The sequence below is a fragment of the Aeromonas sp. FDAARGOS 1406 genome, assembly GCF_019048565.1.
GTDB classification, from domain to species: Bacteria; Pseudomonadota; Gammaproteobacteria; order Enterobacterales; family Aeromonadaceae; genus Aeromonas; species Aeromonas caviae.
In genome coordinates, this window is the sequence record NZ_CP077378.1 from 1,803,255 (window position 1) to 1,826,795 (window position 23,541).

17 protein-coding genes are annotated in these 23,541 nt (G+C 61.6%); 8 read left to right on the top strand and 9 right to left on the bottom strand.

Translation table 11 applies throughout. From position 1 onward, the window contains the following. Positions 1-132 precede the first annotated feature (132 nt). The 3 genes from crl to gpt form a co-directional block, all read right to left on the bottom strand. Positions 133-525, bottom strand: coding sequence for a sigma factor-binding protein Crl (gene crl, locus I6L36_RS08430; RefSeq protein ID WP_109112246.1), 393 nt, complete (start codon positions 523-525; stop codon positions 133-135). A gap of 62 nt (positions 526-587) precedes the next feature. After that, positions 588-1,856, bottom strand: a complete 1,269-nt coding sequence (frsA, locus tag I6L36_RS08435; RefSeq protein ID WP_010675462.1) for an esterase FrsA — start codon at positions 1,854-1,856, stop codon at positions 588-590. Between the two features lie 174 nt (positions 1,857-2,030). Continuing rightward, positions 2,031-2,498 carry a xanthine phosphoribosyltransferase gene (gene gpt / locus I6L36_RS08440; RefSeq protein WP_039040347.1) on the bottom strand — a complete coding sequence of 156 codons (468 nt, stop codon included), beginning with the start codon at positions 2,496-2,498 and terminating at the stop codon, positions 2,031-2,033. A gap of 926 nt (positions 2,499-3,424) precedes the next feature. Between gpt and I6L36_RS08445 the strand changes: the two genes are divergently transcribed. Continuing rightward, on the top strand, positions 3,425-4,876 hold the full coding sequence (locus I6L36_RS08445; RefSeq protein ID WP_039040348.1) for an aminoacyl-histidine dipeptidase: 1,452 nt from the start codon (positions 3,425-3,427) through the stop codon (positions 4,874-4,876). Between the two features lie 629 nt (positions 4,877-5,505). Here the strand turns inward: I6L36_RS08445 and I6L36_RS08450 are convergent. From I6L36_RS08450 to I6L36_RS08470, 5 genes are all read right to left on the bottom strand, one after another. Next, the gene (locus tag I6L36_RS08450; RefSeq protein WP_039040364.1) at positions 5,506-6,507 is read right to left on the bottom strand and encodes an ABC transporter ATP-binding protein; all 1,002 of its coding nucleotides are present in this window, start codon (positions 6,505-6,507) and stop codon (positions 5,506-5,508) included. Positions 6,508-6,601: 94 nt separating this feature from the next. Then, entirely contained in the window at positions 6,602-7,639 is a 1,038-nt protein-coding gene (locus tag I6L36_RS08455; protein WP_109112247.1) for an ABC transporter ATP-binding protein, read from the bottom strand. A gap of 25 nt (positions 7,640-7,664) precedes the next feature. Further along, on the bottom strand, positions 7,665-9,482 hold the full coding sequence (locus I6L36_RS08460; RefSeq protein WP_109112248.1) for an extracellular solute-binding protein: 1,818 nt from the start codon (positions 9,480-9,482) through the stop codon (positions 7,665-7,667). An 82-nt stretch (positions 9,483-9,564) separates the two neighbouring features. Next, positions 9,565-10,608 carry an ABC transporter permease gene (locus I6L36_RS08465; RefSeq protein WP_041212459.1) on the bottom strand — a complete coding sequence of 348 codons (1,044 nt, stop codon included), beginning with the start codon at positions 10,606-10,608 and terminating at the stop codon, positions 9,565-9,567. Positions 10,609-10,610: 2 nt separating this feature from the next. After that, a complete protein-coding gene (locus I6L36_RS08470; RefSeq protein ID WP_109112249.1) occupies positions 10,611-11,636 on the bottom strand; it encodes an ABC transporter permease subunit in 1,026 nt (341 codons plus the stop codon). 739 nt (positions 11,637-12,375) lie between these two features. Between I6L36_RS08470 and I6L36_RS08475 the strand changes: the two genes are divergently transcribed. From I6L36_RS08475 to I6L36_RS08505, 7 genes are all read left to right on the top strand, one after another. Further along, the gene (locus I6L36_RS08475) at positions 12,376-14,982 is read left to right on the top strand and encodes a TonB-dependent siderophore receptor (protein WP_119196947.1); all 2,607 of its coding nucleotides are present in this window, start codon (positions 12,376-12,378) and stop codon (positions 14,980-14,982) included. Between the two features lie 102 nt (positions 14,983-15,084). Then, positions 15,085-15,849: a DUF3450 domain-containing protein gene (locus I6L36_RS08480; RefSeq protein WP_010675473.1), complete on the top strand. Its 765-nt coding sequence runs from the start codon at positions 15,085-15,087 to the stop codon at positions 15,847-15,849. Continuing rightward, positions 15,846-17,219: a MotA/TolQ/ExbB proton channel family protein gene (locus I6L36_RS08485; RefSeq protein ID WP_010675474.1), complete on the top strand. Its 1,374-nt coding sequence runs from the start codon at positions 15,846-15,848 to the stop codon at positions 17,217-17,219. Before I6L36_RS08480 ends, I6L36_RS08485 begins: the two co-directional genes overlap by 4 nt. Before the next feature lie 10 nt (positions 17,220-17,229). Next, positions 17,230-17,757 (top strand): MotA/TolQ/ExbB proton channel family protein, encoded by a 528-nt coding sequence (locus tag I6L36_RS08490; protein ID WP_010675475.1) that lies wholly within the window; start codon positions 17,230-17,232, stop codon positions 17,755-17,757. A gap of 67 nt (positions 17,758-17,824) precedes the next feature. After that, positions 17,825-18,232: a biopolymer transporter ExbD gene (locus tag I6L36_RS08495; RefSeq protein WP_010675476.1), complete on the top strand. Its 408-nt coding sequence runs from the start codon at positions 17,825-17,827 to the stop codon at positions 18,230-18,232. Between the two features lie 16 nt (positions 18,233-18,248). Further along, positions 18,249-18,884, top strand: coding sequence for an energy transducer TonB (locus I6L36_RS08500; protein WP_010675477.1), 636 nt, complete (start codon positions 18,249-18,251; stop codon positions 18,882-18,884). 11 nt (positions 18,885-18,895) lie between these two features. Then, complete coding sequence (locus tag I6L36_RS08505) at positions 18,896-20,131, top strand: lipopolysaccharide assembly protein LapB (protein WP_042014300.1); 1,236 nt, start codon at positions 18,896-18,898, stop codon at positions 20,129-20,131. 394 nt (positions 20,132-20,525) lie between these two features. Here I6L36_RS08505 and I6L36_RS08510 read toward each other — a convergent pair whose 3' ends face one another. Then, the gene (locus I6L36_RS08510; protein ID WP_216987136.1) at positions 20,526-23,531 is read right to left on the bottom strand and encodes a glycosyl hydrolase family 18 protein; all 3,006 of its coding nucleotides are present in this window, start codon (positions 23,529-23,531) and stop codon (positions 20,526-20,528) included. Positions 23,532-23,541 lie beyond the last annotated feature (10 nt).

Below are 23,541 nucleotides of genomic sequence, written 5' to 3' on the forward strand. Positions count from 1 at the left end.
TAGAAAAGTAAGGAATCCCTTTATACCCACGGCCCCCCTGCCCTGCAAGGCAATTAAGCCTCGCCAGGCAGTTGCGGGCTCGGTGACAAAGCATCGGGGTACCCCGCACCGGGAAGATGCGGGGCTTGGGGATCAGGCTGCCGTCACGCTCAGTTCGGCGGTCACCTGCTTCGCGGGGGAGAGGGTGCACTCCAGCTGGGTCAACTTGCCGCTGATGAGCTTGTAGAAATCTTGCAGGGTGCGTTCCACTTCCGCCTGATGCTTCTTGGGCAGCGCCTTGTCGATCCACTCCCCGTCCGCGTTGTAGAACCCCGTCTGATAGTGGTAGCTGAAGCTGTGATCCGCCTGCTCCAGCACCAGCCACCAGCCCCAGAACTCCCGCTTGTCCGGAGCAGGCTTGGCGCTGACACAGACGGACAGGCAGTCAAAGCGGTAACGGCCCTCCTCGCACAGGTCTTCACGCAAATAGGGGCCAATGGCCGCGAACTGCCGAAGCAATCGCTTGTAAGTCACTCTTTCTGACATGCTAACCTCCCTGTTGAACAAGCCATACCATCACATGGTGATGTTACATTTTTAGTTTTATATCATGTACATAAGTGCTTTTTTAGCCAATCTACCGTCTCTTTCAGTGCCTCGTCATAGACCTCGAGCAGTGGCTGCTTGTCAAACACCACCGCCTTGCCGTTGCGACTCGCAGCGGCCAATGCCCGGACATCCTGCTCGGGACAAATAAAATCTTTCTTGTGCCCGATACTCAATATCGGCACGGAAGTGCGACTCCCCAGCAATCCCTGGGTCTTGAGGGAGAAGACCTGACACTTGGTGCGCAGCAGATCCCACTGGGCCGCGTCCGCCCCCAGCCGGTTCGCCAGCCCGTCGCGCATCATGCGCGGGCAGCGGGCGAACATCTCCTGATTGGTGAACACCTGGTTGATGCCGGCACCGATGCAGACCACGGTCCTAAGCTTGAACGGCTCGACGAAGGCGAGACGGGCCGCCACATTGCCGGCGAGGCGGAACCCCACCATGGCGATGCGCTGGTGATCGACCCAGGCCACCTCCGAGAGGTAGTTGAGCACCGCCTGGTGCAGGCGGCTGGTGTCCTGCACCAGGGGCCAGTGTTCGGCATAGCCGGTGCCCGGCATGTCCAGGGAGAGCATCCCGATGCCGTGGGGCTCGAGACACTTGAAATAGAAGTTGAGGAAGTCCACCTGAAGCGAATCGATGCCACCGCTGACGATGACCAGGGGCACAGGTTTCTCGGTGGTGGGCAGATGCAGGTAGCCCTGGATGGTCTTGCCCCGAAACGGGACCTGCAGCTCCTTGAGGGGCACCTTGAACAGGCGTCCGGCCTCGCGATAGGCCATGTTGCCGAGCAACTGGGCCTGATCCGCCAGCTCGTCGTGCTTGAGGTGGGGGTAGCTTGCGATGGAGTAGTAGCGCACTGCCTTGAGCAGGCTCTTCAGCGCCGCGGCGCGATCCCCTTCCCCCAGCAGCGTCCGCCCCGTATTGAAATAACGGCCGGCGAGCTGACTCCACTCATAGACCCAGTTGCCGGGCACATAGCCCTTGATGGTGTCCAGATAGCGTTCGTGACTGCGCTCCCCCTGCCCCATGGCGATGTGCGCCAGGGTCTGCTCCACCTCGACGGGATCGGCCCCCTGCCAGGCCCAGGTCGGTCTGCGCAGCAGGCGATACCAGCGGGGCGACAGGGCGCCATCGATGAAGCTGTCAGACAGTGCGCTGTCTTGCTCGTCGACGGGGCTCGAGTTGGAGACTTCGGAAGTTTCCAATACCTTTTTGACCCGGGTAAACAGCTTTTCCGTCAGATTGGTATCGTCGTTTGGTTCCAAAATGGTGGCTCTTCTGTCTCAAACAATGTCCCATCTTAACCACTTTTCACATCGAGCAGCCACACCAGAAACGCATTGAGCCCCAAAAGGGGCTCAATGTGGTCAACCTTGCATCACGACGGATCAGTCCGCTCCCGAATGCCGGGGAGTCACTGGTCGCGACCGGTGCGGCGATTACGCTTCGTCGCAGATCGGCTTGGCGAACTCCAGCGCCATGTCCCAGGGCTGTTCAATCCAGGTGTCCTGCGGAATGGCGACTTCGAAGTCATCCACCAGGGGTTCGCCCATGGGCTTGGCGAAGATGGTGATGAACTTGGCTCTGGGGTAGAGCTCGCGGATCGCCTTGGCGGTGCCGCCGGTGTCCACCAGATCGTCCACCACCAGCCAGCCTTCGCCGTCACCTGCGGTGGTGGCAGCCTTCACCACCACCAGCTCGCGCTGGTTGTCGTGGTCATAGCTGGAGATGCAGAGGGTTTCGACATTGCGAATGCCAAGTTCGCGGGCCATCAGGGCCGCAGGCACCAGACCACCGCGACTGACGGCGATGATCCCTTTCCACTGGCTGACAGGCAGTTGACGACGGGCCAGACGGCGCGCTTCGCGTTGCAGGTTATCCCACGATACATAAAACTTTTTTGGCATGCTATCGATCTCAACGAGTTATAAAGCAATCACTTATGAGGCGAAACCCGGCAAAGAGACGGGTTCAGGTCAATTCTGGCACCCCGTTTCCCGAATTTTGCTTGCACTTTTTCGGCCTCGGGGCTGACGCCTCGGCGGCAAAAACGGATGCAATGCGAACAGGGATGGGGTGTAGCTGGCGGCCATGTCGGGTGGACTCCCGATCTCGGGCCGGCTGTTGGGCCGGTATGATAGCACTCTTTATGGATAAATTGAGCGGCAAACGTATGCGAAAAACAGGAAATGTCCGCCATCTCCCGCTCTGTCGCCCTTTTGGGAGGGCTCCGGCGACACCGACAGGTTAGCCGTTTGACACACATTCCATGACATTCGGGCAAAAAAATAGCAGGGGGAGGAGAGGATCCTCACGCACCTGCTGCTGTTACCTGTGACGCCTGCGAGCCTTAACGGCGGGTGGCGTAGGGATTCGGGTAGTTGAAGCCCTGGGTATAGAGAGATTGGGCAAACCAATAGGTTGAATTGCTGCCTGACATCATAAACTCCTGATTGCTTAACAAGTTACGTACCTTAATGCGGGTTCACATCCTTGAACTGACACTCGGTTCCATGGAGGCGCACTTGCTTTGCTTCGGTTCCCTGGAGGCATTGATTGTCATCCTGACAAGTGGGCTGGCCACGGCGGCTAATTTACCACCCGCCGCCAAAAAGACAATATTTTTGTGACCAACATCACATAATTTATGTTGTGCTGACACGAATAAGGCAGGCAGTGAAGTTCGCCATCCATGCTCCATTTCCCAGCACAAGCAGAGCGTCATTTGCGCTGATCGCTCACATTTTTGCGTGATTGACTGTATTATCGTTATCCTCTTCCCCGGCCCGCAGAGTGGGGCCCGACATTTTCCATGCTGGTAAGGAGTCCCGACGTGGCACAGCTCAGTTCTCTGTCTCCCAAGTTGATTTGGCAATTCTTCGAGCAGATCTGCTCCATCCCCCACCCCTCCAAGCACGAAGCCCAACTGAGCGCCTGGATCGTCGCATGGGCCCAGGGAGAAGGCCTGGCGGTCAAGCAAGATGCCGTCGGCAACATCATCATCAAGAAACCGGCCACACCGGGGATGGAAAACCGCAAGGCCGTGGTGCTGCAAGCCCACATCGACATGGTGCCCCAGGCCAACGCCGACACCCAGCACGACTTCACCACCGATCCCATCGATGCCTACATCGATGGCGAATGGGTCACCGCCCGCGGTACCACCCTGGGTGCCGACAACGGCATGGGCATGGCGGGTTGCCTGGCCGTGCTGGCCGACAAGACCATCAAGCACGGTCCGCTGGAAGTGCTGCTGACCACCGACGAAGAGACCGGCATGACCGGCGCCTTCGGTCTGGAAGCGGGCTGGCTTGAGGGCGAGATCCTGCTCAACACCGACTCCGAAGAGGATGGCGAGGTCTACATGGGCTGCGCCGGCGGGGTGGATGCCAATATCCGCTTCCCCCTGGAGCGGGTTGCTGCCACCGAGGGTGAAGGTTTCGAGCTGCAGGTCAAGGGCCTGCGCGGCGGCCACTCCGGGGTCGACATCCATCGCGGCCGCGGCAACGCCAACAAGCTGCTGGTGCGTCTGCTCAAGGCCGCCGAACCGCTGGGGGTGCGCCTTGGCGATCTCAGTGGCGGCACCCTGCGCAACGCCATCCCCCGCGAGGCCCGTGCCAGCCTGCTGGTGCCCGCCGCCAGCGTGGCTGACTTCAAGGCCCTGGTGGACCGCTACGCCGGCATCTATCAGAGCGAGCTGGCCGCCACCGAGGCCAACCTCACCGTGCTGCTCACCGCCCGGGAGAAACCGGCCCAGCTCATGAGCGAGTCCCTGCAAAGCCGCCTGCTGGATGCCCTGATGGCCTGCCCGAACGGGGTGATGCGCATGAGCGACGCCATCCCGGGCGTGACCGAGACCTCCACCAACCTGGGTGTCATCAAGACACTCGAGGGGGAAGTCTATGTGCAGTGCCTGATCCGCTCCCTCATCGATTCCGGTCGCGAGAACATCGAGCAGATGACCCGCTCCCTGTTCACCCTGGCCGGCGCCAGCTGCGAGTTCACCGGCGCCTACCCGGGTTGGGCCCCGAACGTCGACTCACCGGTCATGGCGCTGGTGCGAAGCAGCTACCAGACCCTGTTTGGCGAGATGCCGAACGTCATGGTGATCCACGCAGGCCTCGAGTGCGGTCTGTTCAAGAGCGCCTACCCGGACTGGGACATGGTCTCCTTCGGCCCGACCATCCGTGGCGCCCACGCACCGGGGGAGAAGGTACACATCCCGGCGGTCGAGCGTTTCTGGCAACTGCTGGTTCACGTGCTGGAACATATCCCGGCCAAGTAAGCCAACTCACGACCATACCGATGCCCCGCCCCGTGCGGGGCATCTTTTTTGTGCTTCCTCCTCGGCCACCTCTCTCATATCCCCGATTCCACGCGCGGCCCTGGCTTGAAATCGTATCCATGAACAGGTCTGCATTTGAAAACCCTTTCCATGATTTATGTAAATTTACAACACAAAAAGTTGATCCAGCTCACATATGCCCCTAGGATCAGAACGTGACCAAGGTCACACAACCCATGAACCACAGAGAAACGAGGTCATCATATGTTCGAGAATCTGGCAGTGCTGTTCCACCTGAAGGGTGCAACCAGCAAGAAAGGTGCTGAAGAGAAAGACACTTATGCGCCTGCAACCCGCAATTACTACTTCCGTTATGGCGCCTGATATCGCCTGTCCGGAAGTTGAAATTAGCAACGTAATAAAACTACAAAACAACTCAGCAATCCACACAGCAGCCACCCCCATCGGGGCGCTGTCCTGCCCGGGCCAGAATTTCCACGGCCAAACCTGAACTCCAACCATGAAGATGGGGCCCGCAGGCCCCATTTTTTTATCCCGTTTCCGCCTTTATTGCGCCTCCTCGGTGCCACCTTGCAGCGATGCCGGTCGCGACGCGGCGGGCGCCGGCATCATATCGCCTTTCCCAACGGCACCGCCTCCTGCACGGGCAAGGGGAAATGGCAGGCCACCTGATGCCCCTGCCCGCCGCACGCCTCAAGGGCGGGCGAGCGGGTGCGGCACAGATCCGTTGCATGGGGACAGCGCTGGTGAAAGTGGCAGCCACTCGGCGGCGAGATGGGGGACGGTACATCCCCCGTCAGCAGGATGCGCTGGCTGCGCCGCCGCGGATCCGGCACCGGAATGGCGGAGATGAGCGCCTGGGTATAGGGATGGCGCGGTGCCAGGTAGAGAGCCTGGGCCTCGGCCAGCTCGACGATCCGGCCCAGATACATCACCGCAATCCTGTCCGAGATGTGCTTGACCACCGACAGGTCATGGGCGATGAAGATGATGGCGAGGTTCATCTCCCGCTGCAGATTGAGCAGCAGGTTCACGATCTGGGACTGCACCGACACGTCTAGCGCCGACACCGCCTCGTCACACACCAGCAGCTTGGGCTTGAGGGCGATGGCGCGAGCGATGCCGATGCGCTGGCGCTGGCCGCCAGAGAACTCATGGGGGTAGCGATCCACCGCGCTGCCGGGCAAGCCGACTTTCTCCAGCAGCTCCTGCACCCATGTCCGGCGCTGTTCGGCGTTGCCCTTGCCGTGGATGATGAAAGGCTCCTCCAGGATCTGCCCCACCGTGTGGCGGCTGTTGAGGGATTCTGCGGGATCCTGGAACACGATCTGCATCTCCTGACGCAGGGATCGCATCTCCTTGGGCGAGAGGTGGGTGATGTCACGCCCCTCGAAGGTGATGGAACCGGCGCTCGGCTCGAACAGCTTGAGCAACGAACGCCCCAGGGTGGACTTGCCGCATCCCGACTCTCCCACCAGGCCAAGGGTCTCCCCCTGCTTGAGATCAAAGCTGATGCCATCCACCGCGTAGACGGTGTATTGCTTGCGCAAGAAACCGCCACCCATCTTGAAATGCTGCTTTAAATTGCTTACCGACAACAAGCTGGTCATGACTTCCATCCCCGACGATTCATGGCAGCAGACGACCTGGTAGCCTTCCCGCCGCCTGGCTGCCCTGCGACACCCCGTCCCCACACCATACCGTTCATAGGCTCACCTCCTTCCAGTGGTGGCAGGCCACCCCGTGGCGTTCGCTCAACTGCTCGGTCACCGGTATGGTCTCCACGCAAAGGGGCGTGGCATGGGGGCAGCGATTGGAGAAACGGCACCCCGCCGGCATCTCGTGCAGGGCGGGCACCTGACCCTTGATGGTCTTGAGCAGGCTCTTTGGCACATCTTCCAGACGCGGGATCGAGGCCATCAGACCATGAGTATAGGGATGGCGCGGGTGGTCAAACAGTTCATAGATATCGGCCCGCTCCACCGCACGCCCGGCATACATCACCACCACCTCGTCGCACAGCTCCGCCACCACCCCGAGATCGTGGGTGATGAAGATGATGGCCATGCCGGTCTGGGCTTGCAGCTCCTTCATCAGATCCAGGATCTGGGCCTGGATGGTCACATCGAGCGCCGTGGTCGGCTCGTCGCAGATGAGCAGGGCCGGTTCGCAGGCCAGCGCCATGGCGATCATCACCCGCTGACGCATGCCGCCGGAAAGATTGTGGGGATAGGCCGCGAAACGCTGGGCAGGCTCGGGGATCCCCACCTTCTGCAACATGGCGATGGCGGCGTCACGGCGCTGGGCCTTGCTGTAATCGGGGCGGTGGAGGCGAAACACCTCCATCAGCTGATCGCCGACCGTCTGCACCGGGTTGAGGGCCGTCATGGGCTCCTGAAAGATCATGGAGATACGGTTGCCACGCACCTTGTACATCTGCTCCGGCGGCAGATTGAGCAGCTCCTCCCCCTGAAAGCGGATGGAGCCCCCTACCACCTGACCGTGGGGCCTTGGCAGCAACCCCATGATGGCCAGCGAGGTGACGCTCTTGCCGCAGCCGGACTCGCCGACTATCCCCAGGGTTTTGCCCGGGGCGACCTGGAAGCTGACCCCGTCGAGCACCTTGATCTTGCCGTCGTCGACGGCGAACTCCACCTCGAGATCCCGCACCTCGAGGATGGGGGACAGAGACTGCCCCTCATGATCTCTGGTGCCGGGGGCGGTGGCCTGTGTGTTGGGCATGACTGCTGCTCCCTTCTGGGCCACATCAATGATGTGCATAGGTCTTGTCGATCAGGGTGATGGGGGCAAGCCCCTTGCCGTCAGACTTGGCCTTCTGGGTCTCCTCCTTCACTTTGGGATCGATCCAGAGCAGGCCGCCACTGCTGTGGGGGTAGCCATCCATGGGCCAGTAGAGCAGATCCGGGGTGTTGCGGGTGGCGGGCACCTCCGGCAGCATCACATAGCGCCAGCTGCTGGCTCGCACGTAGTTGAGCTGAACGCCGGGCACGAAGATGGCGAGATCATAGATCCGCTGCTGGATCTGGTGGGAAAGCGCGGCCCGCTTGTCCATGTCGAACTCGACGTTGTAGGCGTCGATCAGGCTGTCGAGCTCTTTGTCAGCCACGTTGAACAGGTTGTTGGTCTGGGGCTTGTTGGCGTTGTCGGAGTGGAAGGACTCCCAGTATTGCGGATAGAGACCGCCGCCCCCCCAGCCAAGCCAGGCCGCCTCGTGTTTCTTCTCCAGCATCACCTTGAAGCCGGTGGCGCCATCCACCAGATTGAGCTCCAGATCCAGGCCCGCCTTCTTGGCCTCTTCCTTGAGCACGGTCAGCCGCTTGGAGTGCTCCTGGCTGGTGTAGGTGAGAGCAAGGGTGAGCCGCTCTCCCTTGTCGTTTTGCAGGATGCCGTCCGGTCCCTGCTTGCCGTAACCGCCCTTGGCGAAGAACTCCCGTGCCTTGGCGATGTCGTAGGCCCGCTCAGGGAGCGCGATGTCGGTGAAGGCCCCGAAGCCAGAGCCGAAGGTGGTAGCGCGGTCATAGTCGCCGTGCAGCACCGTCTCTATCATCTTGTCAATGTTGAAGGCGTGCTGGATGCCGAGCCGCACGTTGAGATCCGCCAGCTTGGGATTGGCCACGTTGAGGTGAACCCCCTGCCCCCCCTGCTTGGTGTCGGTCATGGCCATCACCTTCTGCACGTATCCCTGCTTGTACTCCGGTGTGACCGCCTTCTCATGCCACCAGTTGGGCAGGATCATCTCGAAGGTGTCCAGCTCCCCCTTGAGGAAGTGGCGGAACGCGATGTTGTGGTCGCGGATCACCTGCACCTTGATGGTGTCGAGGTTGAACCTGTGCTGGTTGTAGCGATCGTCTTTTGCCCACCACTCCTTCTGCTTGCTGAAGGTGACGGATTTGCCCTTTTTTACGTCGCTCATCACGTAGGGGCCCGTGGTGGGTACCACGGCCCAGTTGTACTGCTTCACCCAGTTCGGGCCCATCTTGTAGTAGTGCTTGGGCTGGGGCCACAGTTCGGTGGTGTTGAGGAGATCGAGCTTGGCCTTGCGGCTGCCCGCCTTGACCAGGATGGTGTGGTCGTCAATCTTCTCCACCGCCACCACCTCGGTGGTGTAGTAGTTGTTGAACCAGGGGCCCTTGATGTCCTTGGAGCGCATCATCTCGTAGCCGAAGGTGTAGTCATCGGCGGTGACCGGCTTGCCGTCGGACCACTTGGCGCGCGGGTCGAGCTTGAAATAGACGGTCTGGCTGTCCGGCGCGATGGCCCAGGCATTCGCCAGGGCCGGAATGGGGTTGCCCGTGTTGGGATGGAAGCTGATGAGCCTCATCTGGTTGTCGAGGATGAAGGAGCGGAACGAGCCGTTGGAATCCGGCCCCACGGTGCGAAACGTCAGCGGGAAGCTGTCGACGAAGAGATTGAGGTTGCCGCCGGGCAGCGCCTTGGGAGAGGCGAACACGGGGTCGGTGTCGTTGGTCTCCCACGTCAGATCCGCGGGCAGGCTAGCCGCCCACACCCAGGATCCGTTCAACAGCAGAAAGAGAGCACCTGTCCATTTGATTTTATTGTTCATGTTTGACTTCCTGGTCATGCCCCTGCACTGGGGGCTTCTTCATTAAGGGTCCTGTCGATGTGCCCTGGCAAGGCGCCACCGCTCACTGATAACGGGTAAATTTGCGCGGATCGAACGCCTCCCGGATGGCCTCCCCGATGAAGGAGACCATGATGAGCACCAGGCTCACCGCCGCCACCACCGAACTCACGATCCAGATGGCGTCGAGGTTGTTGATCCCCTGGGAGAGCAGCTCCCCCCAGCTCGGGGTCGGCGGCGCCAGGCCAAAGCCCAGGTAGTCCAGCGCCGTCAGGGTGGAGATGTTGCCCACCACGGCAAACGGGGCCAGGGTGACGATCATCATCAGGGTATTGGGCAGAATGTGGTTGAAGATGATGCGCCGGGTGCTCGCCCCCTGGGCCCGCGCCGCCATCACGTAGTCCCGCGCCCGCTCCTTGTAGGTGAGGGTGCGCATGTACCAGGTGATCCCCATCCAGCCGAACAGCACGTTGATGCCGACGAACAGGCCGAAGTTCGGCTTGGCCAGGGAGACCAGGATCATGATGACGTAGAGGAAGGGCACCTGGGACCAGATCTCGATGAAACGCTGCATCAGGAGATCGAACCGACCGCCGAGGAACCCCATCATGCAGCCGATGCTGACCCCGATGACATAGCTCGCCACCAGCGCGATGAAGGCAAAGCCGATGGCAATGCGAAAGCCGTAGACCAGCCGTGCCAATACGTCGCGACCGCTGGTGTCGGTGCCGAGGAAGTGGCGCTCCGCCAGGCTCGGGGCATAGGGCGGATAGGCCTCCTCCTTGAAGTCCTGCTCATAGGGGTTCCAGGGGACCAGGGGCAGCAACACCCAATCCCCCTTATCTTCCTTCGCAAATTGGCTCTTGAGCTGGCGGTAGTTGGTCTCGTACTCGTAGTCGAGCCCGAAGTGCTGGCCCGGGATCACGTCCCCATAGGTGGGGAAATAGAGCTCCCCCTGATAGCTCACCGCCAGGGCCCGGCTGTTGACCAGCAGTTCCGCCAGCAGAGAGATGACCACCAGGACCGAAAAGATGACAAAGGAGTAGTAGCCGCGCTTTATCGACTTGAAGCGCTTGAGTTTTTTCAGAGTTACCGGATTCAGGTTCATGCTCACTCTCCAAACCGCACGCGGGGATCGACCAGGGCAACGCAGATGTCGGAGACAATGTTGCCCACCAGCATCAGCATGGAGGTGATGGCCAGAATGCCCATGACGGTGGGGTAATCCCGCTCGACAATGGCCTCGTAACCGAGCAGGCCGATGCCGTCGATGTTGAAGATGGTCTCGATGAGGAAGGAGCCCCCGAAGAAGACGGTGAGCACCGATCCTAAGTGACTCGCGATGGGGATCAGGCTGTTGCGCATGGCGTGATCGGTCACCGCCTTGCGAAACGGCAGCCCCTTGGCCACGGCGGTGCGCACATAATCCGCCGACAGGTTCTCCATCAGGCTGTTCTTCATGGTCATGGTGAGGATGGCGAAATCCCCGATGGCGTAGGCGATGAGCGGCAGCAGCGCGTGGGAGAAGACGGTGCGGATCTGATCCCAGCTGCTCTCCATCCCGTCAAACTCGTCCCCCGGGAAGCCCCCCATGGGCAACCACTCCAGATGGAACGCAAAGACGGTGATGAGGAAGATCCCCACCACGTAGGCGGGCAGCGCATAGGCCATGTAGATGAGCATCGAGCTCAGGGAATCGAAGCGGCTGTTGTGCCTGAGCGCCTTGGCCACCCCGAGCGGGATGGAGACGGCATAACTCAGCAGAAAGGTGGCGAGCCCGAAGAAGGCGGTCACCGGCAACCTCTCCTTGATGAGATCCCACACCGGCTCGTAATAACGGGTCGACTCCCCGAGATCCAGCACCGCCAGCTTCTGCAACCAGTCCCAGTAGGCGACCAGCATGGGCTTGTCGAGGCCGTAGAACGCCTTGAGCTCTTCAATTTGTTCGTCGGAGAGTGCCTGCGCCCCCTTGCTGCCACTGGAGCGGCCTGACTCGTTTTGCGAGACCTGCGCCTGCAGCAACATGCGCTCGACCGGGCCGCCCGGCACGAAGCGGGTGATGGTGAAGACGAGCAGGGTGATACCGAGAAACGTCGGGATGATCAAAAGCATCCGACGTAGGAAATACGACAGCATGGTGGAACCTCGTCCTTGTTGTTCTTTTATGGCCAGTCACATCCGGTGACGGGCCTATCCTTACCTGGCATTACTCACTGAATTGACTGGCATTGACAGACAATCCAGCTCGGTCACTGTAAAAGCTCTGCAACAAAAATCAAGTAGAACCCTGTCTGCGACCAGGAATGTCCCCCCGCAGCATATCCCGCGGATGATTTTTTCCAAAAAACCCAACTTCAATATAAAAAACTGCTACGCCTACCCGTCCAACTCGATTTTAATTATTAAAAAATTAATTACACAGGTGTTTTAATCCATACCAAGCAGAACAAAATCAACAAGTTAAGGATAAGTCGGGTTATTTTCTCATTTACCTATAAAAGAAGAGGGATAGCCGCCCCCACCCTCTGTTCCCCGGAAAAGGCTCTCGCCACAAAAGCAGATGAAAATACTGCAAAAAACCGTTTTCTCGATATCGACACTGGAGTGACAAGCGACTTATCGATAAGTTCAAAAATAATCAATAAAATTGTAAAAATCGAACTTAACAACATCTTTACATAAGTTGACGCGGCATTTACGGAATAAAACGCCAAAAATATTCCATCAAGTGCACATTCCCATCTAATTCCCTCTACTGCCCCCATCCCCGCCGCTCCATTTGACGTCCATCACCAAACCTTGATAAGCCTTACGCACCGCTCCAACGAGGGCGGTAATGGAAGCAAACAATAAACAATCAGGAAGGATACTAGCGATGCTTAGGAAAAGCAGACTCTCTGCTGCCGTAGCGTTTGCCTTGGCGAGCGCGGCAGTTGTGGCCACCCCTGTCCTGGCCGAAGAGGGCCAGAACGTAGAAAAACTGCAAAAAATCAAGGTCACCGGCTCCCGGATCTCCCGGGTCGATGTGGAAGGCGCCACCCCGGTCGTCTCCGTGACCAAGGCGAAAATTGAGCAATCCGGTCAGCAGACCGTCGCCGATTACCTCAAGCAAGCCTCCTACAACTCCTTTGGCGGCGTCTCCCCTGCCTCCGGCAGCTCCTTCCAGTCCCAATCCACCGTCGGCCTGCGCGGCCTGGGTTCCGAGCGTACCCTGGTTCTGCTGAACGGCAAGCGGGTAGCGGGTTCCCCCACCATGGGCGGCACCTCCATCAACCTCAACACCATCCCCATGGCCGCCGTTGAGCGGGTCGAGGTCAACCTGGACGGCGGCTCCGCCATCTACGGTTCCGACGCCATTGGTGGCGTGATCAACGTGGTGCTCAAAGAGGGCTACGAAGGGCTGGACTTCCAGGGCCGCATTGGCTCCCCGAGCGAAGAGGGCGGCGACGAGAAGAGCGGCTCCATCGTGGCAGGGGTGGCCGGCGAGAAGGGCTCCCTGATGGCGGTCTACGAGCACGACAAGAAGGACGTCATCTACAGTCGCGATCGGGACTATCTTGCCAAGCAGGGCAACGACTCCCCCAGCGCCTACGGCCGCAACGTGGAGGGGATCACGGGTCTTGACGCCAACGGCGACCCCATCTGGAAATACGGCCCCCTGGCCGGCGCCACCAATGCCGACGGCTCATGCAAGGAGCCCTTCGTCGGCTTCGAGGGCGGCTGTAACTTCAACTACGGCCAGGTCGCGGCCACCACGGCCTCCCGCAGCCGTGACACCCTGTACGTAAACGGTCGCTACCACATCAACGACAACGTGGACTTCGTGCCGCAGATCATCGGCTCCCGGGTCGAGAGTTTCGGCCGCTTCGCCCCGGCCGCCGGTGCCTTCACCATTGACCCGGCCAACCCGAAGAACGCCCAGTTCTTCGCCGACAACGGCCTGGATGCCGCCGCCACCCAGGGTCTGGGTGAGGCTGCCTACGCCTACTACCGCTTCAGCAACATCGGTCCCCGTGACAACTATGTCACCGACACCACCGGCAGCATGAACCTCGGCTTCGAAGGCACCATCGCCACCGAAAGCGTCGGCGACATGCAGTGGAACGCCGGCTACATGTACTCCAAGACCGACAACAAGGAGAACGGCACCGGTTACGTGCTGAAGTCCGCCGCCAAGCAGGCGATCGCCGACGGCAAGTTCGTCGGTGGTGAGTTCGATGCAGAAAGCACCAAGGCGATGACGGCCGACACCAGCCGCCGCTCCACCATGGACTTCTACCAGTGGTACGCCGGGGTGCAGTGGGACATGGGTGAACTGCCCGCCGGTCCGGTCAGCTGGTACGCCGGTGCCGAGTACAACGACTGGGTCTATGCCGACAAGTACGACGCCCAGTCCGAAGCCGGCAACATCATCGGCTCCGCAGGCAACTCCTCCGGTGGCGTGCGCGACGTGACTGCCGCCTACATCGAGTCCCTGGTGCCCATCACCGAGCAGATCGAGCTGAACGTGGCCGGTCGCTTCGACAAGTACAGCGACTTCGGCAGCGCCTTCTCCCCCAAGGCGAGCCTGCGTTACCAGCCGCTGGACAACCTGATGCTGCGCACCTCCTGGTCCCGTTCGTTCCGCGCCCCCAGCCTGAGCGATCTCTACTCGGCTGATTCCGAGTCCGCCGACTGGGCGAAGGATTACGTCTACTGCGAGGCCAACGGCATCTCCGCGGCAGACTGCCCGAACCGCCAGTACACCACCACCCGTACCTCCAACGAGGATCTGAAGGAAGAGACCGCGGACACCTGGAACTTCGGGGTGGCCTACAGCCCGGTGGATGACCTGAACCTCTCCCTGGACTACTACACCATCAAGATCGAGGACGTGATCCAGCTGAACTCCCTGCAGTCTCTCATCTATGACGAACTGAACAGCGGCAGCTCCAGCAGCATCACCCGCAACAGCCAGGGCAAGATCGGTAGCGCCATCGCTCCCATGGTCAACCTGGGGACCCTCGAGACCTCCGGCCTCGACCTGAAGGTGGATTACACCTACGACCTGAACTACGCCACCGTGCGTTATGACCTGGGCGGTACCTACATCCTGAAATACAAGGAAGGTCTGTACGCCGGTGGTCCCGTCATCGACAAGATCGGCCAGAACGGTCTGCCCCAGATGCGCTTCAGCTCCGGTGTGGGTATCAACGTTCCCCAATGGTGGAACATGGATACCTACCTGAGTGCGAATTACATCGACTCCCAGAGCCAGGACTACATCGCCAATACCGGTGAGGAAGTGGGCCACATCGCGTCCCAGACCACCTGGAACCTGAACGTCGGTGTGGAAGCGCCCTGGAACGGCAAGATCCAGGTCGGCGTGAAGAACATGTTCAACGTGGGCCCGTCCCTCGAGAGCGATGGCTTCACCTATGACGACGAGCTCTACAGCATCGACGGTCGCATCTACTACCTCGACTACAGCCAGAAGTTCTAATCCACCAGCAAACCACAAGCCGGCCCGTTCGGGCCGGCTTTGCCCAAGGTCCCAAGGAAGTTACGGAGATAGGGTAATCCTATGAAGACAAGGACAATTACAATGAAGAAAGCGCTCCTCGGCAGCCTGATTTCGGCTGCCTTGCTGACCAGCTTCAATCTGAGTGCCGCCACCGCCGGTCAGGCCGTGGACGCTCAAGCCGCCACCGACAATGCATCCAAAGTTTCCCAGCAGAAGATCGACAGCTACGCCGAGTCTGCCGAGTCTGCCCTGGCCCAGTACAAGGCCGCCCTGCGCCAGGTGGACAGCCTGCGCGCCTACAACGAGCAAGTGGGCAAGATGGTTGACTCCCAGAGCGCCGAACTCGCCTCCATGCAAAAGCAGATCGCCCAGATCGACCAGACCAGCACCGAAGTGGTGCCCCTGATGCTCAAGATGATCGACTCCCTCGAGCAGTTCGTCTCCCTGGACCTGCCGTTCCAGAAGGTGGAGCGTGAGGACCGCGTGGCGGCCCTGACCGATCTCATGAACCGGGCCGACGTCACCATCTCCGAGAAGTACCGCAAGATCCTCGAGGCCTACCAGATCGAGGAGGGCTTCAGCCGCACCATCGAAGCCTACAAGGCGAGCCTGGACAAGGATGGGGACGAGAAGACCTACGAGTTCCTGCGGGTCGGGCGCATCGCCCTGCTCTACCAGTCCCCGGATGGCAACGAGACCGGCATGTGGAACAAGAAGACCCGCCAGTGGGAAGTACTGCCCCAGGAGTATCGCAGTGCGGTTGAACAAGGCCTTCGCATCGCGAAGAAGCAGGCGCCCCCCGCCCTCATCAAGCTGCCGGTTCAAACTGCGGAGAAAGCATCATGAAAGGAATCAAACTTGCCATCGCCTCGCTGATCGCGGGCGCTACCCTGGTCACCCTGCCGGTGACCGCCGCCGAGAAGCCGGTGGATCTCAACGCCCTGCTCAATCAGGTCAAGGCCGCCAGCACCAGCGAATCCCAGCTCAACAAGGAGCGGGAAGCCCGTTTCCTGGCTGACAAGAACGAACAAGGGGCCCTGCTCGCCAAGGCCAAGGCGGATCTCGCCGCCGAAGTCGCCAGGGGCGAAAAGCTCAAGGCCACCTTCGATGCCAACGACAAGCAGCTCACCGAGCTGACCGAAACCCTGCGCCAGCGCTCCGGCAACATGGGCGAGATGTTTGGCGTGCTGCGCCAGTTCGCCGGTGAATTCAAGGGGATCTTCAACGCCTCCGCCCGCCGGGTCGAACATCCCGAGCAGACTGCCCTGCTAACTCGCCTGGCCGAGAGCAAGGAGCTGCCCTCCAGCGATGACCTGACCGCCTTCTGGACCACCACCCTCAGCCGCATGGTCGACGGTGGCAAGGTGAGCCAGATCCCGGCCACCGTGGTCTACGGCGAGGGCAACCAGGCCCAGAAGACCGTGACCCAGATCGGCGAGTTCAACACCGTCTCCGAAGGCAAGTACCTCACCTTCGTGCCGGAGACCGGCAAGTTCGAACAACTCTCCCGCCAGCCCGAGAACGCGGTGCTGGAACCGGTCGCCAAGTTTGAACAGGGTGGCGGCAGCGTCGAACCCATCTTCATCGACCCGTCCCGCGGCGTGATCCTCTCCCTGCTGGTGCAATCGCCAACCCTCAAGGAGCGCATCGATCAGGGTGGCTCCGTGGGCTACGTGATCCTGGCGCTGGGTGTCATCGGTACCCTGCTGGCCCTGTTCTGCGGCGCTCGTCTCTCCCTCATCGGCGGTGCCATGCGCAAGCAGCTGAAATCCGAGCAGATCATCAAGGGCAACCCCATCGGCGAGATGCTGGGTGCCTACCAGGATCACCGGGGTGACAACATCGAGGATCTGGAATCCAAGCTCGACGAGATCATCCTGCGCAACGTGCCCAAGCTGGAGAAGGGCATCAGCCTCATCAAGCTGATCGCCTCCGTCGCCCCGCTGCTGGGCCTGCTGGGTACCGTGGTCGGGATGATTGCCACCTTCCAGGCCATCACCCTGTTCGGTACCGGCGATCCCAAGCTGATGGCGGGCGGTATCTCCGAGGCCCTGGTGACCACCATGCAGGGTCTGGTCGTGGCCGTGCCCATGCTGTTCCTCTACACCATCGTGCAGACCCAGAGCCGCCGTCTGATCCAGGTACTGGAAGAGCAGAGCGCCGGTTTCGTTGCCCGTTATCAGGAACGTCTGCACGCCGCCAAAGCCGCAGCCTAAGGAGTCACCCATGTGGTTCTGGTTGATTGAAGAAGTCGAGTCGGTCCGCCGGTTTCTGGGATTGGGGGGCGACGTGCTGGTCGCCCTGTTCTTCCTGACCCTGATGATGTGGGCCCTGCTGCTGGAGCGCTGGTTCTACTTCATGGCGGTCTATCCCCAGCAGGTGAAGCAGACCAAGACGGCCTGGCTGGCCCGCACCGATCACCTCTCCTGGTCTGCCAGGCAGATCCGCCGCGAGCTGGTCTCCCGGGTCGCCATGGCGGTGGACAAGGGGATGCCGGTCATCAAGGTGCTGATCGCCCTCTGCCCGCTGATGGGGCTGCTTGGGACCGTGGTCGGCATGGTGCAGGTGTTCGATACCCTGGCCATTACCGGCACCGGCTCCCCCAGGGCGATGGCCTCGGGGATCTCCAAGGCGACGGTACCGACCATGGCGGGCATGATTGCCGCCCTTTCCGGCCTGTTTTTTGTCAGCCGGCTCGATCACAAGGCCAAGTTGGCGGTGCAGAAGCTGGAAGACAACCTGAAACACGGCTGATGCAGGATGCACATCCCCGGCCGGGCCATGCCCGCCGGGGCACAGAACAAGCAAGGAGTTTTTTGCCATGAGAAAACGTCACAGCGACAGCGGTGCTGACGAGGCGGCCATCGATTTGACCCCCATGCTGGACATCGTGTTCATCATGCTGATCTTCTTCATCGTCACCACCTCGTTCGTCAAGGAGTCCGGCGTGGAGATCAACCGCCCGAGCGCCAGCACGGCCGAGACGGTGAAGAAGGGGAACATCATGGTCGCGGTCCGCGAGAACGGCCAGGTCTGGGTCGACAAGCGCATCGTCGAAGTGGGTGCCGTGCGTGCCAACATCGAGCGGCTGCGGGCGGAGAACCCGGAAAGCGCCGTGGTGATCCAGGCCGACAGCGAATCCCGTTCCGGTCTGGTGGTGCAGGTCATGGACCAGATCCGCATGGCCGGTGTCCAGAACATCTCCATCGCCGCCGACAAGAGCAGCTGATGCCGGAGCGAATGCCATGAGATACCTGATATCGTTAGCGGTCTCCTGCGTGGTGGTGTTCTTCCTGTTCCTGGGAATGAACAAGCTCATCACGCCGGATCACCGGGAGCTGACGGAGCGGGAGGACGTCACCATGACCGACTTCATCCGCCTCAAGCCTCAGGAGACCTTGCAAGAGAAACAACGGGAACTGCCCAAACCGCCGCCCCCGAAACGCCCGCCGCCCCCGCCCGAGATGGAGGTGGCGAGCACGGACAGGCCGAAGATGGACAGCTCCCCCATGGACATGCCCAAACTCGACATCCCGGTCAACATCGGTGGCGGCAACGCCCTGGGTGCCTACAGCACCGGCGGCGGTGGCGGCGGCATGGGTGGCAACAACGGCGCCATCCCGATGGCGACCTTCGAGCCCATGATGCCCCGCAAGGCGGCCCTGGCCGGTCTTGCGTCCGGCAAGGTGCTGGTGGAGTTCACCGTCACCGAGCGCGGTACCGTGAGCAACATCCGCATCGTCAAGGAAGAGCCCCGCAGCTATGACCTCGGCAAGGCGGCGCGCCAGACCATCGCCAAGTGGACCTTCAAGCCGGCCATGGTGGACGGCAAGCCGCAGGCCAGTCGCATGCAGCAAGAGATCGAGTTTGCGACCAACTAAGGAGGGTGGCGATGAAAAAGTTACATACCCTGATCCTCGCCCCGGTGGCCATGGCGGTGCTGCTCAGCACCGCCACCTGGGCCGCCGAACAACCCGCCCTGTCTGACCGCGCCTACCGCGCGGTCAACAAGGCCCAGGCGTTGATCACCGAGAAGAAATACGGCGAGGCCAATGCCAAGCTGCAGGAGGCGCTGTCCGGCGCTGGCGAGCGGGTCTACGACAAGGGGGTCATTTTGCAGACCCTGGGCTTCGTGGCGGCGCAGCAGGAGAAGTACGGTCAGGCGACCAAGTACTTCGCCGACGCCATCGCCACCGGCGGCCTGCCGCCCCCGGTGGCCCAGCAGGTGCGCTACAACCTGGCCCAGCTCTACATGGCGGAGGGGAACTTCAAGGGTTCCATCAACACCATGAAGGAGTGGTTCGCAAACCTCGGCAAGGACGAGAAGCCGACCCCGCACGCCTACATCACCCTGGCCAACGCCCATGTGCAGCTCAAGCAGTACAGGGAAGCCATTCCGGCAGTGGACAACGCGATCAAGCTCTCCGCGGGCAAGGCGCCGGAGTCCTGGTACCTGCTGAAGATGGCGGCCCACTACGAGCTGAAACAGTACAAGCCGGCTACCGAGGTGCTGACCGCCCTGGTGGACCGCTACCCGGAGAAGAAGAAGTACTGGACCCAGCTCTCGGCCATGCACATGCAGGCGGGCAACGATGCCAAGGCCCTGGCGGCACTGGAAGGGGCCTACAACCTCGGCATGCTGACCGAAGCCAACGAGTTGCAGCGGCTTGCCAACTACCTCGCCTTCGCCGGCATTCCCCACCGCGCCGCCCGCGTGATGGAGAAGGCCATGAAGGAGGGGCAGATCGAGAGCACCGCAGCCAACTACAAGACGCTGGCCAACTACTGGCATCAGGCCAAGGAGCTGGACCCGGCCATCGACACCCTGGCCAAGTCCTACAAGCTGGCCCCCAATGCCGAGCTGCAGCTCAAGATGGCGCGCATGATGATCCAGAGCAAACGCTACCAGGATCTGGTGGCCTTCGCCGCCAAGCCTGCCGCCAACGCCAGCGGCGAGCAGCGGGCGGATCTGAAGTTCCTGACCGGGGTCGCCTATTTTGAGCAGCAAAAGCCCAAGGAGGCGCTCTCCGCCTTCACTCAGGCCGCCCAGAACGGCAACGTCAGTGGTCGTGCTTCCCCCTGGATCAGCTTCTTGAAAGAGCAGCAGGGCGGCGCCGTCACCCAATAAAGCTGCGCGGCCCGGCTGGCGGGGCGGGGATCTCCCCGACTCGGCATCCGGGCCGCGACACATCGACAAGGGGGTCACCCCGCAGATTGCCTTGGTGGCAATTGGCCGCTCTTCGGAGCGGTCTTTTTTATGGCACCGCCCCTGCCCTTTCCCCCCCTTCTCCTGATACAAGGCACAAAAAAATCCGGAGCCTGGGCTCCGGATTGGGTCGTTGCGTTGGGAGGGGGCAACCCCTTCAACAGGTCATCAGTCACTGCATACCAGCGTCCAGCTACCATCGCCCGCTCTGAGTTCGCTGCTGGCACAGCAGCCGTGACAACTCAGTAGTTGCACACTAGCTTCCAGCTGCCGTCGCCCGCTCTGAGTTCGCTGCTGGCACAGCAGCCGGGACAACTCAGTAGTTGCATACCAGCTTCCAGCTGCCATCGCCCGCCTTGGGCTCGCTGCTGGTCCACCAGTTGGCCTGCCACACCGCCTTGCCGTTGGTCATGCGGTCGTTGCCATTGGCGTGATCCCCGCGCGGCCAGGTCGGATAGGCATTGTAGTCCGCCGGGTTGACGTTCTGGCTGGCACAGGTGGTGCCACCGCTGCCGCCGTCACCACCACCACTGCTGCCCAGCACCGCCTCGGCCAGGGCCGGGAAGTCGGACTTCAGACCTATGGTCTGGCTTCCGGCAATCAGGCGCATGCCACTCGGCACGCCGGCGGCCGGCAGGTAGTAGGTCATGGCCACTTCCACGTCGGTGCCCGGCGTCCAGGCTTTCCAGGCCGGCAGCGTCAGAGCCACCTTGTGGAAGTCCTTCTCATTGGCGATGCCGTCCGAGTTCTGGTTGCCACCGCTCTCCACCACTTTCAGCCCCATGCCGCTCTGGTCGGTGATGGTGTCTGAGGTGGAGGTGGGGACCAGGAACTCGATGCGGGTGCCGCCCGGAATGGTCTGGGTCGATTTGTTGGTGAGCTTGAGGGTCGGGTTGATCGGGTAGTTGGAGTCCCCTTCCTTGAAGCCGGAGAGGCTCACGCCGATGTCGAGCTGGGCGGCCGGAGCCGGCAGATCGTTCTGCTTCAGGGCCGCCTTGTCGGCCTTGCTGAACTTCTCGTAGGCGAGGCTGGTGAGGGTGCTGCCCATCACGTACTCGTTCTTCGCGGCGTCAAAGTCATAGTCCCCCGCCATCTCCCAGAACATGACGCCCCCCAGGCCCCGCTTGACGATGTAGTCGAGCTTGTGACCCATGGACTCTTCATCTTCGGTGGAGAGGAACACCTTCTTCTGCTCGTTCCAGAGCCAGGGCGCATGGGCCTTGTCGTCGTAGTAACGCACATACTGGCCTTGCACCACGTGGGCCGGGTTGTTGGGATCCAGACCCCAGGCCTGGCCGTAGCTCGGCAAGGTGGTGATGCCGAGGCTGGCGGCGTGCTCCAGGTTCTTGGCATGCCACATGGGCACGGCGCCACCGCCAATCTCCTTGCCGTTCTTGTCAAGGTCATGCCAGATGTTGTCGATGCCCACCGCCCCGTTGCCGCACGGAATGGTGCTGCCACCGGTGCCCGGCTGGCAATCGCTCTGGCTCGGCAGCGCCGCCTTGCCACCCAGACCGTGGGTGCCACCGGTGACCCCCTGCCAGCCACGGGTGTAATAGGGCACCCCTATGTTGATCTTGCCCGCCGCCAGGGCACCACGGAAGTAGTGGGCCGCCCAGGCGGAGTTGAGATAGCCGATGCCGCCAAACTGGGCCTGGGTGTAGACACCCCACTGGGACAACTCGGGATCCGCCTTGTTGTCGAACAGGGCGGCGTTGTGACCGACGAAGTGGTTCCAGGCACCGTGGAAGTCATAGGTCATCAGGTTGATGTAGTCGAGGTACTGGATGACCTGGAAGTTCTCCATGCCGCGCAGCAGGTAGGCCGAGGCCGGCGAGGCGATGGTCAGCATGTACTTGCGACCGTCCTCGGTGCCGGCGCTGTCGAGCTTGTTGCGCAGGGTCTTCATCAGCACTTCATAGTTCGCAAAGAGCTTGCCGCGACACTGGTTGGAGAGCGGGAAATCGTTGGGGTTGCCCGCATCCTTCATGGAGGTGGGGTACTCGTAGTCGATATCCACCCCATCGAAGCCGTACTGGCGGATGAAGCCCACGGCCGAGTCGGCAAAGGCGTTGATGCCGGCGGTGTTGACCGAGCAGTCGCCCTTGGTGGTGGCGGCGTAGAAGCCGCGGGTATCGGCCCAGCCTCCGACGGAGATGAGGGTCTTCACGTCCGGGTACTGCTTCTTGTACTTGGACAGCAGGTTGAAGTGACCCTGATAGGCAAACTCCGGATCCATCTCGGCGCCCGGCACTCCGTTCCAGGTCAGCTTGGTGGCGGCGTCATCCACCTTGATGGTGTGACTCTGCTCGTCCACCGCCGCGAAGGCGTAGTTGATGTGGGTGATCTTGTCCCAGGGAATGTCGCTCACCAGGTAGGCGGGCAGGCCGTTTTTGCCGGTGCGCCAGGAGGTGAAATACCCGATGACGCGGCGGCCGTGGTCATCCCCCATGCACTCGCTGCCGTCGGCGCGGTAGATCTGGCGCACGTCGCAGGAGAGGTTGCCGCCGGTGGGGGGCAGGGCCGCCTCTTCCACCTGCACGTCCACCTGGGCCGACTCGCCAGAGAGGTTGGTCTTGTCGGTCGCCACCAGCTTGAGGCCGGTCAGCCCCTTGTTCTGGGGCGTCCAGCTCAGTTGCCAGGGGGCGCTGGTGTCCTCGCCAACCTTCTGGCCATTCACGAAGAGCTCGACCTTGGCGACGTCGTCATTGGCGTCGGTGACATTGCCGCTCACGGTGAGGGCGCGGCCCAGGGTCACCCTGGCACCGGCGGCGGGGCTTGCGATGCTCACCCTGGGCGCCTCTGGCGCCACCACGGCGGCGACCTTGAAGCTCGAATCCGCCTCGCTCAGCACCTTGCCGTCTTTATCCAGCGCCCGGGCCTTGAGGGCGTGATTGCCCGCACCGGCGGCAGACCAGCTGGCACTCCAGGGAGAAGCCGTGGCGGTGGCGACCAGGGTGCCGTCGATGAGGTATTCCACCCGGGCGAGCGCCGTGACCGGGCCGCTCAGCGTCACCGCCAGGGCCACACTGGCCCCCTCACTGACGCTGGCACCCACGGCGGGGGAGCCGATGGCGACGACCAGGGACGGTGGCGGCACCTCGCCACCATACAGCTTCCAGGCATCGGCCCAGACCACACCCACCCCGGGGGCATAGTGATAGGGGGACGCGCCGCACCAACCGGAGTAAGGGAATTCCTTGCATTCATAGAGGGCGCCTGCGTTGCTGACGATGTCGCCAGCCTTGTAGGCTGTGCCGGCCTGATAGGCGGGGTAAGCGGCCTGCGCCCAGGCAGGGACGGCCGCAAGGGCGACCAGCATGGCAAGCCTG

Excerpts from the sequence above, each read along its gene's own strand:
- crl (WP_109112246.1), bottom strand. The coding sequence starts at position 525 with ATGTCAGAAAGAGTGACTTACAAGCGATTGCTTCGGCAGTTCGCGGCC.
- gpt (WP_039040347.1), bottom strand. The coding sequence starts at position 2,498 with ATGCCAAAAAAGTTTTATGTATCGTGGGATAACCTGCAACGCGAAGCG.
- I6L36_RS08450 (WP_039040364.1), bottom strand. The coding sequence starts at position 6,507 with ATGACCAGCTTGTTGTCGGTAAGCAATTTAAAGCAGCATTTCAAGATG.
- I6L36_RS08455 (WP_109112247.1), bottom strand. The coding sequence starts at position 7,639 with ATGCCCAACACACAGGCCACCGCCCCCGGCACCAGAGATCATGAGGGG.
- I6L36_RS08460 (WP_109112248.1), bottom strand. The coding sequence starts at position 9,482 with ATGAACAATAAAATCAAATGGACAGGTGCTCTCTTTCTGCTGTTGAAC.
- I6L36_RS08465 (WP_041212459.1), bottom strand. The coding sequence starts at position 10,608 with ATGAACCTGAATCCGGTAACTCTGAAAAAACTCAAGCGCTTCAAGTCG.
- I6L36_RS08470 (WP_109112249.1), bottom strand. The coding sequence starts at position 11,636 with ATGCTGTCGTATTTCCTACGTCGGATGCTTTTGATCATCCCGACGTTT.
- I6L36_RS08475 (WP_119196947.1), top strand. The coding sequence starts at position 12,376 with ATGCTTAGGAAAAGCAGACTCTCTGCTGCCGTAGCGTTTGCCTTGGCG.
- I6L36_RS08480 (WP_010675473.1), top strand. The coding sequence starts at position 15,085 with ATGAAGAAAGCGCTCCTCGGCAGCCTGATTTCGGCTGCCTTGCTGACC.
- I6L36_RS08485 (WP_010675474.1), top strand. The coding sequence starts at position 15,846 with ATGAAAGGAATCAAACTTGCCATCGCCTCGCTGATCGCGGGCGCTACC.
- I6L36_RS08490 (WP_010675475.1), top strand. The coding sequence starts at position 17,230 with ATGTGGTTCTGGTTGATTGAAGAAGTCGAGTCGGTCCGCCGGTTTCTG.
- I6L36_RS08495 (WP_010675476.1), top strand. The coding sequence starts at position 17,825 with ATGAGAAAACGTCACAGCGACAGCGGTGCTGACGAGGCGGCCATCGAT.
- I6L36_RS08500 (WP_010675477.1), top strand. The coding sequence starts at position 18,249 with ATGAGATACCTGATATCGTTAGCGGTCTCCTGCGTGGTGGTGTTCTTC.
- I6L36_RS08505 (WP_042014300.1), top strand. The coding sequence starts at position 18,896 with ATGAAAAAGTTACATACCCTGATCCTCGCCCCGGTGGCCATGGCGGTG.
- I6L36_RS08510 (WP_216987136.1), bottom strand. The coding sequence starts at position 23,531 with ATGCTGGTCGCCCTTGCGGCCGTCCCTGCCTGGGCGCAGGCCGCTTAC.